General features: G+C 72.2%; 14 protein-coding genes, 1 pseudogene and 1 riboswitch. Of the genes and pseudogenes, 3 read left to right on the forward strand and 12 right to left on the reverse strand.

What is annotated here, in order from left to right:
- Positions 1-287: 287 nt before the first annotated feature.
- On the reverse strand, positions 288-1,553 hold the full coding sequence (locus tag ACFY0D_RS20500) for a cytochrome P450 (RefSeq protein WP_390799563.1): 1,266 nt from the start codon (positions 1,551-1,553) through the stop codon (positions 288-290).
- A gap of 241 nt (positions 1,554-1,794) precedes the next feature.
- Here ACFY0D_RS20500 and ACFY0D_RS20505 point away from each other — a divergent pair, with 241 nt between their 5' ends.
- The gene (locus ACFY0D_RS20505) at positions 1,795-2,964 is read left to right on the forward strand and encodes a steroid 3-ketoacyl-CoA thiolase (RefSeq protein ID WP_030390693.1); all 1,170 of its coding nucleotides are present in this window, start codon (positions 1,795-1,797) and stop codon (positions 2,962-2,964) included.
- 124 nt (positions 2,965-3,088) lie between these two features.
- Here ACFY0D_RS20505 and ACFY0D_RS20510 read toward each other — a convergent pair whose 3' ends face one another.
- The 7 genes from ACFY0D_RS20510 to ACFY0D_RS20540 all read right to left on the reverse strand — a co-directional run bounded on the left by ACFY0D_RS20510 (position 3,089) and on the right by ACFY0D_RS20540 (position 11,334).
- Positions 3,089-3,544, reverse strand: coding sequence for a transglycosylase SLT domain-containing protein (locus ACFY0D_RS20510; protein ID WP_390799564.1), 456 nt, complete (start codon positions 3,542-3,544; stop codon positions 3,089-3,091).
- Between the two features lie 225 nt (positions 3,545-3,769).
- Complete coding sequence (locus ACFY0D_RS20515; protein ID WP_390799565.1) at positions 3,770-4,732, reverse strand: ECF transporter S component; 963 nt, start codon at positions 4,730-4,732, stop codon at positions 3,770-3,772.
- Entirely contained in the window at positions 4,729-6,510 is a 1,782-nt protein-coding gene (locus tag ACFY0D_RS20520; RefSeq protein ID WP_390799566.1) for an ABC transporter ATP-binding protein, read from the reverse strand. The genes ACFY0D_RS20515 and ACFY0D_RS20520 overlap by 4 nt, the downstream gene beginning before the upstream one ends.
- Positions 6,507-7,667 carry an energy-coupling factor transporter transmembrane component T gene (locus ACFY0D_RS20525; protein ID WP_390799583.1) on the reverse strand — a complete coding sequence of 387 codons (1,161 nt, stop codon included), beginning with the start codon at positions 7,665-7,667 and terminating at the stop codon, positions 6,507-6,509. The genes ACFY0D_RS20520 and ACFY0D_RS20525 overlap by 4 nt, the downstream gene beginning before the upstream one ends.
- A 335-nt stretch (positions 7,668-8,002) precedes the next feature.
- A complete protein-coding gene (locus ACFY0D_RS20530) occupies positions 8,003-8,671 on the reverse strand; it encodes an SCO2322 family protein (protein WP_390799567.1) in 669 nt (222 codons plus the stop codon).
- Complete coding sequence (locus ACFY0D_RS20535; protein ID WP_390799568.1) at positions 8,671-9,930, reverse strand: prenyltransferase/squalene oxidase repeat-containing protein; 1,260 nt, start codon at positions 9,928-9,930, stop codon at positions 8,671-8,673. Before ACFY0D_RS20535 ends, ACFY0D_RS20530 begins: the two co-directional genes overlap by 1 nt.
- 131 nt (positions 9,931-10,061) lie before the next feature.
- A riboswitch (cobalamin riboswitch) is annotated at positions 10,062-10,142 on the reverse strand.
- A gap of 79 nt (positions 10,143-10,221) precedes the next feature.
- On the reverse strand, positions 10,222-11,334 hold the full coding sequence (locus tag ACFY0D_RS20540; RefSeq protein WP_390799569.1) for an MBL fold metallo-hydrolase: 1,113 nt from the start codon (positions 11,332-11,334) through the stop codon (positions 10,222-10,224).
- 213 nt (positions 11,335-11,547) lie between these two features.
- On the opposite strand from ACFY0D_RS20540, the gene ACFY0D_RS20545 reads away from it, so the two are divergent.
- Positions 11,548-13,026: an aldehyde dehydrogenase gene (locus tag ACFY0D_RS20545; protein WP_390799570.1), complete on the forward strand. Its 1,479-nt coding sequence runs from the start codon at positions 11,548-11,550 to the stop codon at positions 13,024-13,026.
- Positions 13,026-13,259, forward strand: a complete 234-nt coding sequence (locus ACFY0D_RS20550) for a ferredoxin (RefSeq protein ID WP_390799571.1) — start codon at positions 13,026-13,028, stop codon at positions 13,257-13,259. Before ACFY0D_RS20545 ends, ACFY0D_RS20550 begins: the two co-directional genes overlap by 1 nt.
- A 302-nt stretch (positions 13,260-13,561) precedes the next feature.
- Here the strand turns inward: ACFY0D_RS20550 and ACFY0D_RS20555 are convergent, their stop codons facing one another.
- The 4 genes and pseudogenes from ACFY0D_RS20555 to ACFY0D_RS20570 all read right to left on the reverse strand — a co-directional run bounded on the left by ACFY0D_RS20555 (position 13,562) and on the right by ACFY0D_RS20570 (position 15,158).
- Positions 13,562-13,687: a VOC family protein gene (locus ACFY0D_RS20555; protein WP_390799584.1), complete on the reverse strand. Its 126-nt coding sequence runs from the start codon at positions 13,685-13,687 to the stop codon at positions 13,562-13,564.
- Positions 13,674-13,895 (reverse strand): annotated as a pseudogene (locus tag ACFY0D_RS20560) (VOC family protein); the annotation flags it as partial. The pseudogene ACFY0D_RS20560 and the gene ACFY0D_RS20555, both read right to left, overlap by 14 nt.
- Entirely contained in the window at positions 13,870-14,415 is a 546-nt protein-coding gene (locus ACFY0D_RS20565; protein ID WP_390799572.1) for a hypothetical protein, read from the reverse strand. The gene ACFY0D_RS20565 and the pseudogene ACFY0D_RS20560, both read right to left, overlap by 26 nt.
- 257 nt (positions 14,416-14,672) lie before the next feature.
- A complete protein-coding gene (locus ACFY0D_RS20570) occupies positions 14,673-15,158 on the reverse strand; it encodes a lactococcin 972 family bacteriocin (protein WP_382550433.1) in 486 nt (161 codons plus the stop codon).
- Positions 15,159-15,501 lie beyond the last annotated feature (343 nt).

Below are 15,501 nucleotides of genomic sequence, written 5' to 3' on the forward strand. Positions count from 1 at the left end.
CGGGGCTGGGAGAGGGGGGCTCCGCCCGGGCCCCCCCGCGCCTCAAACGCCGGCGGGGCTGAGAGATCGGGGCTCGGCCCGGGACCCCCGCGTCTCAGGCGCCGGCGGGGCTGGGAGAGGGGGGCGCTGCCCCCGGACCCCCGCGCCTCAAACGCCGGCGGGGCTGAGAGATCGGGGCTCGGCCCCGGACCCCGCGCCTCAAACGCCGGCGGGGCTGGGTGGGGCGGCGGGGCTGGGTGGGGCGGCGAGGTTGGAAGATGCCGGGCTCCGCCCCGGACCCCCGTGTCTCAGGCGTCGGCGGGGCTGGATGGGGTGGTGGTGACGCGGAGTTCTTTGATGCCGTTGAGCCAGGCTGCTCGGAGGCGGCGTGGGGGGGTGTTCGTGAGGTGGAGGTTCGGGAGGGTGTCGGCCAGGGCGTTGAAGATCAGGTCGATCTCCATCACCGCCAGCGACTTGCCGAGGCAGAAGTGCGGGCCGCCGCCGCCGAAGCCCAGGTGGGGGTTGGGGTCGCGGGTGATGTCGAAGGCGTCCGGGTTCGTGAAGACCTCGGGGTCGTGGTTGGCGGAGGAGTAGAACATCCCCACCCGGTCACCCGCCTTGATCTTCGCGCCGCCCAGTTCGGTGTCCTGGGTGGCGGTGCGCTGGAAGGACACCACCGGGGTGGCCCAGCGGACGATCTCCTCGGCGGCCGTCGACGGCCGGGTCGCCTTGTAGAGCTCCCACTGCTCGGGGTGGGTCAGGAAGGCGTGCATGCCGTGGCTGATGGCGTTGCGCGTGGTCTCGTTGCCCGCGACCGCGAGCAGCAGCACGAAGAAGCCGAACTCGTCCGAGCCGAGGTTGCCCTGGCCCTCGGCCGCCACCAGCTGGGTGACGATGTCCTTGGCCGGGCATTCCTTGCGCTGGGCGGAGAGGTTCATCGCGTAGCCGATGAGCTCCATCGCCGCGTTGGAGCCGACCTCCTCGGTGATCGCGTACTCCGGGTCGTCGTAGGCGATCATCTTGTTCGACCAGTCGAAGATCTTCGTGCGGTCCTTCTGCGGTACGCCGATCAGTTCGGCGATGGCCTGCAGCGGAAGCTCGCACGCCACCTGCGTGACGAAGTCGAAGCTGCCGTCGGCCGCCGTGGCCGCGGCCTCCTCGACGATCTTCCGGGCGCGGTCCCGCAGGGCCTCCTCCAGGCCGCGGATGGCCCGAGGGGTGAAGCCCCGCTGCACGATCTGGCGTACGCGCGTGTGTTCCGGCGGATCCATGTTCAACATGATCAGACGCTGGGCATCTATCGCATCACGCTGGATGTGCTCGTTGAAGCGGATGATCGCGGTGTTGGTCGTCGAGGAGAACAGTTCAGGGTGCGTGGAGACGTACTTGACGTCCGCGTGCCGGGTCACGGCCCAGTAGCCCTCGTCGTCGAAGCCGGTGACGCCCCGCCGCTGCGGGCACCACCACACGGGTGCGGTCTGCCGCAGCTGCGCGAACTCCGGGAAGGGGACGCGGCTTTGGAGCAGGTCTGGGTCGGTGGCGTCGAAGCCTTCGGGCAGTGCGGGGCAGGACATCGGGCAACTCCAAAGTCTGACGGACCATCAGAAGTTGGCTTGAAGGTAGTAACGAGTTCTAGAAGTGACAAGGGTCCTGGCGCCAACTGTTGCGTGTGGAATCCGTGCAGGCCGCGTGCAAGACCCTTGCGTGCCGGGGCCTCAGGTCATAAGACTGCGGGGAGAACTAGAACGCGTACTAGTTCGGGCGGGGCGCCGGGACGGCCCGCCGTGCTGACGCAGTGCAGGAGAGGACGAGCTCATGGCCGCGGAACCCGTCATTGTCGAAGCCGTACGCACCCCCATCGGTAAGCGCGGGGGCGCTCTCGCCAACCTCCATCCCGCCTACCTGCTCGGTGAGACCTACCGCGAACTGCTGGCCCGTACCGGAATCCAGCCCGACTGCGTCGAGCAGATCGTCGGCGGCACCGTGACGCACGCCGGCGAGCAGTCGATGAACCCCGCCCGCAACGCCTGGCTCGCCATGGGGCTTCCGTACGAGACCGCCGCGACGACGGTGGACTGTCAGTGCGGCAGCTCGCAGCAGGCCAACCACATGGTCGCCAACATGATCTCCGGTGGGGTCATGGACATCGGCATCGCCTGCGGCGTCGAGGCCATGAGCCGCGTGCCGCTCGGCTCCGGATCCAAGCACGGCCCGGGCAAGCCCTTCCCGGACGAGTGGAACGTAGACCTCCCCAACCAGTTCGAGGCCGCCGAGCGGATCGCCCGCCACCGGGGCCTGTCCCGCGAGGACGTCGACCGGCTCGGGCTCCTCTCCCAGGAGCGGGCCGCGGCGGCATGGGCCGAGGAGCGGTTCAAGCGCGAGACCTTCGCCGTGCAGGTGCCGACGACCGAGGAGGAGCAGGCCGCCGGACAGGGCATGTGGCGCCTGGTCGACCGGGACGAGGGGCTGCGGGACACGAGCATGGAGGCGCTGGCCCGGCTCAAGCCGGTCATGCCCACCGCCGTGCACACCGCCGGAAACTCCTCGCAGATATCCGACGGCGCCGCCGCCGTCATGTGGGCCTCGCGCAAGATGGCGCGCGCCCTCAAGCTCAAGCCGCGCGCCCGCATCGTCGCCCAGACGCTCGTCGGCGCCGACCCCCACTACCACCTCGACGGGCCGATCGACGCGACGCGGGCCGTGCTCGGCAAGGCCGGGATGTCGCTGCGGGACATCGACCTGGTCGAGATCAACGAGGCCTTCGCCTCCGTGGTCCTGTCCTGGGCGCAGGTCTTCGACCAGGACCTGGAGAAGGTCAACGTCAACGGCGGGGGCATCGCGCTCGGCCACCCCGTCGGCGCCACCGGCGCCCGGCTGATCACCACCGCGCTGCACGAGCTGGAGCGCCGTGACAAGGAGTTCGCGCTGATCACCATGTGCGCGGGAGGCGCGCTGGCGACCGGCACGATCATCCAGCGCCTGTGAGGCGCCCCTGAGTCCCGTGGGATGGGATGCAGAAGGCCCCGGAGGCCGGACCTGGGGAGGCCGGCCACCGGGGCCTTCGTATGTCTGCTGTGCGGTGCTTCGCTGAGCCGCTGCTGCTGGTGGCTTAGTACCAGTGGTTGGCGGACCAGAAGTTCCAGGCGCCGACGGGGCTGCCGTAGCGGTCGTTCATGTAGTCCAGGCCCCACTTGATCTGGGTGGCCGGGTTGGTCTTCCAGTCCGCGCCCGCGGAGGCCATCTTCGAGGCCGGCAGGGCCTGGGCCAGGCCGTAGGCGCCGGAGGAGGGGTTGGTCGCGGTGTGGTTCCAGCCGCTCTCGTGGGAGATGATCTTGTCGAAGGCGGCGAACTGGGCCGGGTCCTTGATCATCTGCTGTGCGATCGCCTTGGCGCTCACCGGGGCCGCCTGGGCGGGAACCGTGGCGAGCATGGAGCCGGCGACACCCAGGGCGACGACGGTGCCCGCGAGGGCCTTCTTGGAGGCGGCGATGCGGCGGATGATGGTGTTGGACACGGATTGACCTTCCGACGGGGACAAGGGCGGTCGCAGGCATGCCGAAGACATGCGTGAGCCACTCACGCAAAGGAGAGAGGTTCGTCGGCGGCGGGTGAAGTACCCCTGCCGCCTTGCGACTCATCCAGTTCTACAGACGCCCCGGCACCCTGGCAAAGGTCCCGCGTACTAGTGGCCCTCGCAGCGGGCCGTCCACCGACCCCCCGTGGGGACGGGTTCAGGGGCTCGCAGGCCTACTAGCCGCGCTCGTATGTGACCCAGGTCCTATGGGGCGGGTCACCGGGGGAGGCCCCGAATGTCACCCTCCGCTGCCGTTCGTACCCCTCCCGAGGGCGGGTTCGCGCTCGATTCCGGCCCCGGCCCCGGCCCCGGCCCCGGCCCCGGACCGACGGAACCGAAGGAGACCGGGGCGTCGAACGCAGCCTTGCGGGTCGCCCGGCGCAGCGCCTTCAGCAGCGTCGCCCCGAGAGCGAGGGTCAGGACGACCGTCAGGACGGCCCGGCCCAGGTCCCAGCCCACCGAGGTCGCCAGGCAGTACGCGGCGAACCGCGCCAGGTTCGCGGCCACCGGCTCCCCCGGATGGAAGGAGATGCCCTGGCCCATGCCCTGCAGCAGCACCCAGCCCTGCAGGTTCATGACCGTGCCGTACGCGAACGAGCCCACGAAGCCGTACGCGGCCAGCATCAGCAGCTCCGCCCGGCCCCGGATCCGCTCCGGCCCCGGCAGCAGCCCGGCCCCCAGCGCGAACCAGCCCATCGCCAGCATCTGGAACGGCATCCACGGCCCGACCCCGCCCGTCAGCAGGGCGGAGGCGAACATCGTCACCGAGCCCAGGACGAAGCCGAAGCCCGGACCGAGCACCCGCGCGCTGAGCACCATCAGGAAGAACATGGGCTCCAGCCCGGCCGTACCCGCGCCCAGCGGTCTCAGCGCCGCCCCGACGGCGGCGAGCACACCGAGCATGGCCACCGCCTTCGCGTCCATGCCGTTGTCGGCGATCGTCGCGACGACCACCGCCACCAGGAGCGGGAGGAGCGCGGCGAAGAGCCAGGGGGCGTCCTGCGCGTGGGCGAGGCCCGAGCCCCGGTCGGCGAGCAGCGGCCAGCCGAAGGCCGCGATGCCGATGAGGGTGACGAGGACCAGGGCGACGGCGGCGCGGGGACCGATCCGGACGGGGCGGGCGGGACGGGCGGGACGGGTGGGACGGGCGGGACGGGCGGGACGGGCGGGACGGTTCACGGGGCGTCCGCCGCGTCCAGGGCCTCGGCGACCTGGCGCACGGTGAGCCAGGGGTCCGGGGCGAGGACCTTCGCCACCTGCGGCGCGAAGGCGGGCGAGGAGACGACGACCTCGGCGGTCGGACCGTCCGCGACGATCTCCCCGCCTGCCAGGATCACCACGCGGTGGGCCAGCTCGGCGGCGAGCTCCACGTCGTGGGTGGCCAAGACAATGGCGTGGCCGTCGGCGGCCAGGCCGCGCAGGATCTCGACCAGGCGGACCTTGGCGGCGTAGTCCAGGCCGCGGGTGGGCTCGTCCAGGAGCAGCAGGGCGGGGCGGCCGGTGAGGACCAGGGCCAGGGCGAGGGCCAGGCGCTGCCCCTCGGAGAGGTCGCGCGGGTGGATGTCGTCCGGGACGTCCGGGAGCAGCGCGGAGACGAGAACCCGGCAGGTGCCGGCGGGCGCGGCGGCGTCGGAGTCGGCGGCCGCGCACTCGGCGGCGACCGTGTCGGCGTACAGGAGGTCGCGGGGTTCCTGCGGGACGAGGCCGACGCGGCGCACCATCTCGGGCGGTGCCGTGCGGTGGGGGGTGCGGCCGCCGACGGTCACCTCGCCGGTGGTGGGGGCGACCGTACCGACGAGGGTGGAGAGGAGGGTGGACTTGCCGGCGCCGTTGCGGCCCATGAGGGCGATGGTTTCGCCGGGGGCCACGGTGAGGGTGATTCCGTGCAGGGCCTGTACGCGGCCGCGGCGGACGGTGACCCGGTGGACCTCGGCCGTTACCTCCCGGGGGGCGGGGTCGGGGGTCGGCCTGCCGCGGCCTCGGCGCAGGCGTGCGAGGAGCCCGGGGGCTCCGGCGACGGTGGCTCCGCCCCCGGACCCCCGCGCCTCAAACGCCGGCGAGGCTGGAAGATCGGGGCTCTGCCCCGGACCCCGCGCCTCAATCGCCGGCGAGGCTGGAATGGGCGCGGAGCCCTGGGAAGCGGTGGCCAGGCGGGACCGGAGCGGAGCGGCACGGCGGCGGGCGTCGCGGATCGAGAGGGGGAGCGGGGACCAGCCCGCGAGGCGGCCCAGGGCGACCACCGGCGGGTGGACCGGGGAGAGGGCCATGATCTCGGCCGGGGTCCCGATGACCGGGGCCGCGCCCGGCGACGGCAGGAGCAGGACCTGGTCGGCGTACTGGACGACCCGTTCCAGCCGGTGCTCCGCCATCAGCACGGTCGTGCCCAGGTCGTGGACCAGGCGCTGGAGGACCGCGAGGACCTCCTCCGCCGCCGCCGGGTCGAGCGCGGACGTCGGCTCGTCCAGCACCAGCACCTTCGGGTGCGGGGTGAGGACCGAGCCGATCGCGACCCGCTGCTGCTGGCCGCCGGACAGCGTCGCGATCGGCCGGTCGCGCAGCTCGTTCAGGCCCAGCAGGTCCAGGGTCTCCTCCACCCGGCGGCGCATCACCGCAGGTGGCAGCCCCAGGGACTCCATGCCGTAGGCGAGCTCGTCCTCCACCACGTCCGTCACGAAGTGCGCGAGGGGATCCTGGCCGACCGTGCCGACCACGTCCGCGAGCTCGCGCGGCTTGTGGGTGCGCGTGTCCCGGCCGGCGACCGTGACCCGGCCCCGCAGGGTGCCGCCCGTGAAGTGCGGGACCAGTGCGGAGACCGTCCCCAGCAGGGTGGACTTGCCGACGCCCGACGGGCCGACCAGCAGCGTCAGCTCCCCCTCGGGGATCACCAGGTCGACGCCCTGTACGGAGGGGGCGGACGCACCCTCGTAGGTGACCGACACCTGCTCGAAGCGGATCACTGCGACGCCTCCTTGGGCGGTACGGGTGCCACGAAGGCGGGCAGCAGGCCGATCAGGACCGCGGCCGCAGGCCACAGCGGGAGCGTGGGGGCCGCGAGCGGGACCACGCCCGGGTGCAGGGCTGCCGGGTCGACGGAACCGGCGTGGATCAGCAGGGCGGCCACGGCCGCGCCCGATCCGGCGACCAGCCAGGCCCGCGGCCCCCAGCGGTCGGGCCGGTAGCGGGTCCGCACCGACCGGCGCCCGCCCAGGCGCAGGCCCGCGACGGCCAGGGCCGCGCCGACGCCGAGCACGGGGAGCCCGTACGCGGCGCCCTGCGCGGCCAGCAGGCCGTACGTGCCCGCGCACATGCCGATGAGGCCGCCGAGGGTGAGGGCGTTGGTGGTGTGCCGGACGGCGGGCGGGACCTCGGCCGTGCGGCCGTAGCCGCGCGCGTCCATCGAGGCGGCGATGGCGACGGAGCGTTCCAGGGCGCCCTCCAGCACCGGCAGGCCGATCTGGAGGATGGCCTTCACCCCGCCCGTGGGCCGGCCGCGCAGCCGGCGGGCGGTCCGCAGCCGGACGACGTCGGCGACCATGTTCGGCGCGAAGGTCATGGCGACGACGACGGCGACCCCGGCCTCGTACAGGGCGGCCGGAAGCGACTTCAGCAGCCGCGCCGGATTGGCGAGGGCGTTCGCGGCGCCGACGCACACCAGGAGCGCGGCCAGCTTCAGGCCGTCGTAGAAGGCGAAGACGAGCTGCTCGGCGGTGACGCGGCCGCCGAAGCGGATGCCCTGGGCCCAGGCAGGGAGCGGGATCTCCGGGAGCGTGAAGAGGGTGTGCGAGCCGGGGATGGGGGAGCCGAGGAGCATGGAGAAGAGCAGGCGCAGGCCGATGACGAAGAGGCCGAGTTTGAGGAAGGCGCCGTAGGAACGCGCCCAGGGCGCGTCGGTGCGGCGGGCCGCGACCACGTACCCGGCGACGCCGACGATCAGCCCGAGCAGCAGCGGGTTGGTGGTGCGGGAGGCGGCGGTGGCGAGGCCGAGGGCCCACAGCCACCAGGCCCCCGCGTGCAGGGCGGTGGCCCGAGCGGCCTGCGGGGGCCTCCAGCGTTCGTACGTCGACCGGTGCGCGGGATCCTGCGCCGCGGGCGGGCTCCGCCGGGCCGGGGGCACGCCGTCGGGTGCGGCTCCGGTGGGGGCGCGGTGGGCCTGCGGCCACGCCCGGCGAGTACCGGTGCCCGTGGCCGTGGTGCGGGTCGTCCCGGCGGCCGGCTTGCCGTCGGCGGTGAGGGGCGCGGCCCGGCAGGTACCGGTGCTTGTGGTGCGGGTCGCCCCGGCGGACCGGGTGGTTGGCGTGCCCTCGGTGCCGGTGCCGGTGCCGGTGCCGGTGCCGGTGCCCGTGCCGGTGCCCGTGCCGGCACCGGTGGCGGGCGCGGTGCGGGGTGTGCCGGTGTCCGTGGTGGTCGGCTCGGCGTCGTTTCCGGGGTGCGCCGCGGCGCCGGGGCCGGTCATCGTGTGCGGCGGCGGGACTGCCAGACGCCTGCCGCGGCCAGGGCGGCCACCGCGGCGATGCCCGCGAGCAGGCCCGCGGACGGGCCCCCGCCGGAATCCGGAGCGGCGGACTGCGCCGGGGCCGACGGAGCCGGGGTCCCCGCCGTACTGTCCGCGACCTGGTCGCCGCAGCCCTGCTTCGGGTAGCCGGAGATCGCGCACAGCAGCGCCGCGCTGTTGTAGCGCAGCGGCTTGGCGACCGAGGCCAGTGCCTCGGCCGTCGTGGCCTCGGGGGCCACCTGCGCGCAGGCCGTGCGCGGGGCGGTATCGGGCGGGGTGTCACCAGCCGGGGCGTCCGCCGGGACGCCGAAATCGATGACGAGCGCCACCCGCTTGGTGCCCTCCGTCGGCGCGGTCGCCCCGCAGACGGTCTCGAAGTCGGCCGCCGCGCGCGGCTGGGCCGCCTGCTCCGCCGCGTCCTTGCTCACCGAGAAACGGAAGCCCTGGACGGCACCGTCCGCGGGTCGGGCCATCGAGGGGCCCTGGGTGGCGTAGGACCACCGGCCGCCCGCCGAGCCGTCCCAGAACGACCAGTAGCGGTAGCCGGCCGCCAGCGCCGGGGTGGCGGCCAGCATGGCCAGGGTGATCCCGAGAGCGAGGACCACGGCGGGCAGGCGGCGGCGCATCAGGAGTGGTTCTTCTTCCGGCGGCCGCTCAGCAGGATGCCGATGCCGATACCGGCCGCGGCGCCCGCGCCGACGATCCACCACACGTTCTGGCCGCCGGAGGACTTCTCCTTCTTGCCGTCCACCTCGGTCGCCTCCGTGTCCGCGCCCTGCGGGGCCGGGCCGGTCGCGTTCAGCGCGGCGACGAGGTCGGTGCCGCCGAAGGACTTCGGGTCGTTGCCGGTCGCGTGCGCGGCGAGGACGAGGGTGCCCAGGGCGGCCGGGCTGCCCTTCGCCCACTCGGCGGAGTTGGTCTCCAGCCACTTCAGGGCGCCCGCCGCCGACTCCTTGTGTCCGGCGGCGGCCAGGGCCAGTACCGCGTCGACGGTGTTGCCGGTGTCGGGGGTGGGCTGGTCCGCGCCCGGGGTGACGGCCATGAGGTGGCCGTCCTTCTTGAGGGCCCCGGCCAGGTAGCCGGCCGCGCCCTGGGCGGCGGCCACCGGGTCGGCGGCGTTCGCGGCCGGGCAGGCCAGCGGGGCCGCGGGGGTGTTCTCGGCGGACGGGACGACGGCCGCGCCCTTGCCGAGGCCGGCCAGGGTGGCGGCGGCCGTGGCGTCGGCGTTGGCGAGGAGCTTGCCGTCGGCCGGCTGGTAGGCGAAGGCGCCCCGGTCGGCGGCCGGCTCGGCGGTGCAGCCGAGCTGGAAGGGGAGCAGGCCCTCGTAGGCCGACTTGCCCGCCTTCGACTTGACCTCGGCCGGCTTCTCGCCCGCCACGGACAGGGCGCTGATCACCACGGCGGTGGAGTTGGCGTCGCTGGGGGAGCTGGGCCCGGGCACGTAGCTCCAGCCGCCGTCCTCGTTCTGGACGGACTTCAGCCAGTCCACGCTCTTCTTGACGGCCGCGTCCTGGCCGCCGAGCGCCTTCAGGGCCTGCACGGCCGCCGCGGTGGCATTCGTGTCGTACATCGTGTTCGCGTCGCACGCCGTGGCGGCGTTCGGGCGGAAGGAGGCGAAGCCGCCGTTCTCGCACTGCTGGCCGAGCAGCCAGACCACGGCCTCGCGGGCGGGCTCGACACCGACCGTGTGCTGGGCGAGCAGCGCGAAGGACTGCCGCCACACGCCGTCGTACGTGGGGTCGCTCTTGCCGTACAGACCGGAGGGGATGACCGGGGGCGCGGAGGGGGAGGCGGGCGGCGCGGTGTCGGCGAGGGCTGCGGGGGCGGCGCCCACGCAGAGCACGGCGGAGGCGGCGAGCGCGGCTGCGCTGCGACGGACGTTCATCAGGGGGGTGGTGCCTCTCGTACGGGGGAACCGGCAGCAGGCACGCACAGGCACCGGGCTCCGGCTCCGTTTACCTCGACGGTGCCGGCCGCCGGCGGCTCCGGCGGCACGAGCCGCGCACCTGCGGTACGGGGCATTCCGGCTTCCCGCCCGGGCGGTGCCGGGTGTGGGTCACGGTTGCGGGTCAGCGCCGGAATTGCACCGGCTTCCCCCCGTACAGAGGTGTGGACGACAGGTTCACTCTACCGGCCCGTAACCGGCGGGCCCTGGGGCTCAGGGGCCGGGCGCCCCTTACAGGGCCCGGTACGTGACCGGGTCAGTGCCCGGCACCGCCTCGGCGCGGCCCTGCTTCACCAGCCGCCGCACATGGGCTTCCGCTTCGGAGACGGCGATGTTGCGGGAGCCGTACGGGATCTGCTCCCAGGGCCGGTTCCACTCCATCCGCTCGGCCAGGCCCCAGGGGGTCAGTGGCTCGGCCAGCAGCGTCCACAGGCCCGTCAGCCGTTCCTCGTGGTGGTCGAGGAGCTCCCGTACGCGGGCGGGTGCGTCGGTGAAGGCGTGCTGGTGGGCCGGGAGCACCTCGGCGGGTCCGAGGCGGCCGATGCGTTCGAGGGAGTCGAGGTAGTCGCCGAGGGGGTCGGTGACACGGGGGTCCTCCGGAGCCTCGTACAGGCCGATGTGGGGGGAGATCCCGGGCAGCAGGTGGTCACCGGAGAAGAGGCGGCCGTTGCCGGGGAGGTTCGCCGGGTGGTCTTCCTCCAGGTGCAGGCAGACGTGGCCGGGGGTGTGACCGGGGGTCCAGATCGCTCGCAGCCGGCGGCCGGCGAGGGGGAGCAGCTCGGCGGGGACGATCTCCCGGTCGGGGACGGCGGCGCGCAGGCCGGGCAGGGTCCGCATGCGGCCGCTCGCGCGGGCGGCGCGCAGCGGGGCGATGTGCTCCTCGGGGGCTCCGGCGGCGGCGAGTTTGGTGCTCATGTAGTCGAACCAGACGCCGGGTTCGGAGGCGCGGGTCCGTACGACGACCTCGGTGTCGGCGGCGTGCATGGCGATCCAGGCGCCGGAGGCCTCGCGGACCTGGCCGGAGAGGCCGTGGTGGTCGGGGTGGTGGTGGGTGATGACCACGCCGTGGATGTCGGTGACGGCGGTGCCGAGTGCGGCGAGGCCGGCGGCGAGGGTGTCCCAGGAGGCGGGGTCGTCCCAGCCGGTGTCGACGAGGACCGGGCCGCGGTCGGTGTCGAGGACGTGGACGAGGGTGTGTCCGAGGGGGTTGTCGGGGATGGGGACCTTGATCGCCCACACGCCGCCGCCGTGATCGGTGACGTGTGGTGTGTCGCCGGCGGCCGGCGAGGTGTCCTCCGTGACCTGCGGCGTTTCCTCGGTGACCTGTGGCGTGTCCTGCGTCATGCGCCCGTCCTCCGTCATGCGCCCGCCCTCCCCTGTTCTCGCCCTCGGACGAGAACGTGTTTCAGTAGTAGCCCAAGTCGACCACTTTCCCGGCTCTCTGACTAGTCGTTCGATCTTCTCCGCCGCAGTGGCGGAGGTTCCGTCCTGGCCGTGGACTCCTCTAACTAGAACTGGTATCAGTTCTGCAACGCCAAGCCGCAGGAGGCCTCAGCCATGACCGAGCTCGTGGAACACGGAAAGCTGTTCATCGGCGGGGAGTGGACGGATCCGCTGGGCACCGACACCATCCAGGTGGTCTCCCCCCACACCGAGCAGGTCATCGGATCCGTCCCGCACGCCTCGAAGGCGGACGTCGACCGCGCCGTCGCCGTCGCGCGCAAGGCGTTCGACGAGGGGCCCTGGCCGCGGATGACCCTGGACGAGCGGATCGCCGTCGTCTCCCGGATCAAGGACGCCATAGCCGTCCGGCACGAGGAGATCGCCCGTTCCATCAGCTCCCAGAACGGATCCCCGTACTCCTGGAGCGTTCTCGCCCAGGCGCTCGGCCCGATGATGGTCTACGACGCCGCGATCACGGTCGCCCGCGCCTACCCGTACGAGGAGCACCGGCAGGGCGTGCTCGGGCCCATCCTGGTGCGCCGGGAGCCGGTGGGCGTGGTCGCCGCCGTCATCCCGTGGAACGTCCCGCAGTTCGTGGCGGCCGCCAAGCTGGCGCCGGCCCTCCTGACCGGCTCGACGGTGATCCTCAAGCCGTCGCCCGAGGCACCGCTCGACTCCTACATCCTCGCCGACATCGCGCGCGAGGCCGGACTTCCCGAGGGCGTGCTGTCGATCCTGCCCGCCGACCGAGAGGTCAGCGAATACCTCGTCGGGCACCCCGGCATCGACAAGGTCGCCTTCACCGGCTCGGTCGCGGCCGGCAAGCGCGTGATGGAGGTCGCCGCGCGCAACCTCACCCGCGTCACCCTCGAACTCGGCGGCAAGTCGGCCGCCGTGGTCCTCCCGGACGCCGACGTGGCGACCGCAGTCGCCGGGATCGTGCCCGCGGCCTGGATGAACAACGGTCAGGCGTGCGTCGCCCAGACCCGCATCCTCGCCCCCCGCAGCCGGTACGAGGAGGTGGCCGAGGCCCTCGCGGCGGCGGCCGGCGCGCTGGTCGTCGGCGACCCGCTCGACCCGGCGACCCAGCTCGGCCCGCTGGTGGCCAAGCGGCAGCGGCAGCGCTCGCTCGACTACATCCGGATCGGGCAGGAGGAGGGCGCGAAGGTCCTGGCGGGCGGCGGCCGCCCGGCGGGCCTGGAGCAGGGCTGGTACGTGGAGCCCACCCTCTTCGGTGACGTCGACAACTCCATGCGGATCGCGCGCGAGGAGATCTTCGGCCCGGTCGTCTGCCTGATCCCCTACGGAGACGAGGCCGAGGCGGTACGGGTGGCCAACGACTCGGACTTCGGTCTCAGCGGCAGCGTCTGGACCGCCGACGTCGAGCGCGGCATCGACTTCGCCCGCCGGATCCGCACCGGCACCTTCAACGTGAACACCTTCAGCCTCGACATGATGGGGCCGTTCGGTGGCTACAAGAACAGCGGCCTGGGGCGGGAGTTCGGCCCGGAGGGCCTGAGCGAGTACCTGGAGCACAAGATGATCCACCTCCCGGCCACGTATTCAGCCGGCGCCGGCGAGGCGGGTGCCTGATGGGTGACCGCTGGCAGGTCGAGGTGGACCGGGGGGTCTGCATCGGCTCGGGCATGTGCGTGAACCACGCCCCGGACGGCTTCGTCCTGGACTCGGCACGCCAATCCCACCCGCGCACACCCCAGTCGGACGCGAACGAACCGACCCTCACGGCGGCGGAGGGCTGCCCCGTCGAAGCCATCATGATCACCTTGGCCGGCACCGGCGAACCGGTCTTCCCGCCGGAGGAGTAGCGACGGGGGCCGGGGGACGGGGGTGGAGACCTCCGTTTCCGTCCCCGGGCCCGCCGACGCCCCGCACCTCACCGGTGACGACACGCCGGCCGGACCGAGCTGCCGGTCGTACGCGACCGCCGGCGACGCGGGACCCCACTCGGCGAGGGGGTCGGGGACCGTGAGCTCCACGAAGGCGTCGGTGCCCGCGCGGGACGCCGGTCTCCCATCCAGTGGGCGACCGCGCTTCCGTGCCCGTCCGTGCAGCGGAAAGCGACCCGCCCGTCCTTGACGACCCGGTTCACGAAGACGCGCACGAGGGGCTACTTCCGCTCGGCGGCGCTCTGCTTGACGCAGAACTCGTTGCCCTCGGGGTCGGCCAGGGTCACCCACCCGGTCCCGTCGGGCCTGCGGTGGTCGCCGACGACGGTTGCGCCCAGCGCGAGGATGCGCCGCCTCGGGGTCCCCGGGGAAGTCGTCGTCGGCGAGCGAGCCGTCCAGAACGGCGGCCCAGAACTGCCCGAGGCTGTAGGCGTCGGAGCAGTCAACTGTGATGTGTCGTACGAGAGAAGCCATGGGCGGGACCATCGAACGGCCCGCCGACCCCTGTCCACGGGCTTTCCCCGCTGGGTTAAAGGCGCCGTACAGGCGCGGCATCTTCCGGCGGCCCGTCGACTCGGCCACGCCGAACGCGCCAGCTCCACACTGTGTGCCCGATGAGAGCCACGGCGGCGACGCATGCCGCAACGCGAGTTGCGTTCCAGGTCAGAGCGAAAACCGCCCCCTCCGAGTCCGCCTCCACGCTCAATCGCTGAGTCGCTTCGAAGAAGGCGGTGAGAGGAACAACCAGACGGAACAAAAGGCCACCGACTCCGGGCGTTCTGGCTACGTTCCCCATGAGTCCCACGGGCGCGCCGAACACGAATGCCGCTGCTCCCCACAGAAAAATCTGCCCCTGGCCGGAGGTGTCGGGCTCCATTCCGGCCGGAACGGAGGTGGCTGCTTCCATTCCCGCAGGAATGGTGGGATTCATGTCCTTGAAAACATAGTACGTGACTACGCCGATGGCCAACCCCAGAGATGCCAGCAATGCCGACTCGATCTTGGATCGACGGGAGTAGCCCACCATCAATGCGTAGCAGGCCCACGGCCAGCCGCTGGAAAAAACAATACTCACGGCGACGCAAAATGGATTATCCCATTTCCCGGCAACGGGGCCCACGAGGCCAAGCAGGAGACCGGCTCCGAGAGACGCGGCGACCGGTACAACGCGAGCACGTGTTGAGCGTGTGATCGTTCTTCCCCCGTTCAATGGGTGAGCCCGACGTGGAGGTGGCGCCGCCCTGGGGCTGCCCGGGCGACGAACAGCCCCAGAGCGACTCACCAACCTACCGCACCCTCCGAGGAGTTACTGCTTGGTGCGGTGATCGGAACCTAGTCCACGCTGTAGTAGGTGGAGCAGGTGTAGGCGAGACCCGCGGTGAGGTTGGCGTTGGTGGTGCCGCCGGCTGCTGCCCAGACGCGACGCGTACTGCCCGCGAGCTTCACCGTCGACGAGTGCCCCTTCGTCGCCTGGTAGTAATTCGAGTAGCAGTACTTGTTGATCACCCCGGGGCTGACCTCTCTCGGGTACCAGCCGTAACACCAGTTGCCGCCGGTGGACGGGCTGAGGCATGCCTGCCCCTGCGTGCTGAAAGAGCCCGCCGAAGCGTCCATCCTGAACGTCAACACTCCCCATTCGGAGGGGTTGCCCAGCTCCGCGGGCGGCTGGGTGCCGTCGCCGCGGTGGTGGACGGTGACGGTGGCTCCGGAGACGCTGGCGGCCGCGGACGCGTCCGCGGTGGCCGGCGTCGCGAGGCCTAAAGCCGCAATGGCTGCGCCCGCGAGGGCGAAACTGGCGGATCTACCGGCAATCTTCATGAAATTCCCTCCCCTGATTCCCCGTGTTGGGAACGGGAGAGATCCTTCATGGCTCCCAATCGGTCGGCAAAGGAATATTGAATCTGTTGACTCAAAATTATCTCGTCTGATTCATGCGCCATCATCTGGATATTTCACCGTTTGCCATCGCATGCTTTGAGGTGATTAACGTGATAAGGGTGCCGATTTCGCCAGTTCAATCATCCTTGCCCCAGTGTCGATCGGTGGCCGATAGCCAGCGCTCGGCCTAACAACGGCTAACACAATGAGGTGGATCGGCTCTGACAGCAGTGCCCTGGGTGGAAGTTGAGCGTTCACCCCGGCGTGGGGAACTTGCCGTGGA

The sequence above is a fragment of the Streptomyces sp. NPDC001502 genome, assembly GCF_042894785.1.
GTDB classification, from domain to species: Bacteria; Actinomycetota; Actinomycetes; order Streptomycetales; family Streptomycetaceae; genus Streptomyces; species Streptomyces kutzneri.

Excerpts from the sequence above, each read along its gene's own strand:
- ACFY0D_RS20500 (WP_390799563.1), bottom strand. The coding sequence starts at position 1,553 with ATGTCCTGCCCCGCACTGCCCGAAGGCTTCGACGCCACCGACCCAGAC.
- ACFY0D_RS20505 (WP_030390693.1), top strand. The coding sequence starts at position 1,795 with ATGGCCGCGGAACCCGTCATTGTCGAAGCCGTACGCACCCCCATCGGT.
- ACFY0D_RS20510 (WP_390799564.1), bottom strand. The coding sequence starts at position 3,544 with ATGTCTTCGGCATGCCTGCGACCGCCCTTGTCCCCGTCGGAAGGTCAA.
- ACFY0D_RS20530 (WP_390799567.1), bottom strand. The coding sequence starts at position 8,671 with ATGCGCCGCCGCCTGCCCGCCGTGGTCCTCGCTCTCGGGATCACCCTG.
- ACFY0D_RS20535 (WP_390799568.1), bottom strand. The coding sequence starts at position 9,930 with ATGAACGTCCGTCGCAGCGCAGCCGCGCTCGCCGCCTCCGCCGTGCTC.
- ACFY0D_RS20540 (WP_390799569.1), bottom strand. The coding sequence starts at position 11,334 with ATGACGCAGGACACGCCACAGGTCACCGAGGAAACGCCGCAGGTCACG.
- ACFY0D_RS20545 (WP_390799570.1), top strand. The coding sequence starts at position 11,548 with ATGACCGAGCTCGTGGAACACGGAAAGCTGTTCATCGGCGGGGAGTGG.
- ACFY0D_RS20550 (WP_390799571.1), top strand. The coding sequence starts at position 13,026 with ATGGGTGACCGCTGGCAGGTCGAGGTGGACCGGGGGGTCTGCATCGGC.
- ACFY0D_RS20570 (WP_382550433.1), bottom strand. The coding sequence starts at position 15,158 with ATGAAGATTGCCGGTAGATCCGCCAGTTTCGCCCTCGCGGGCGCAGCC.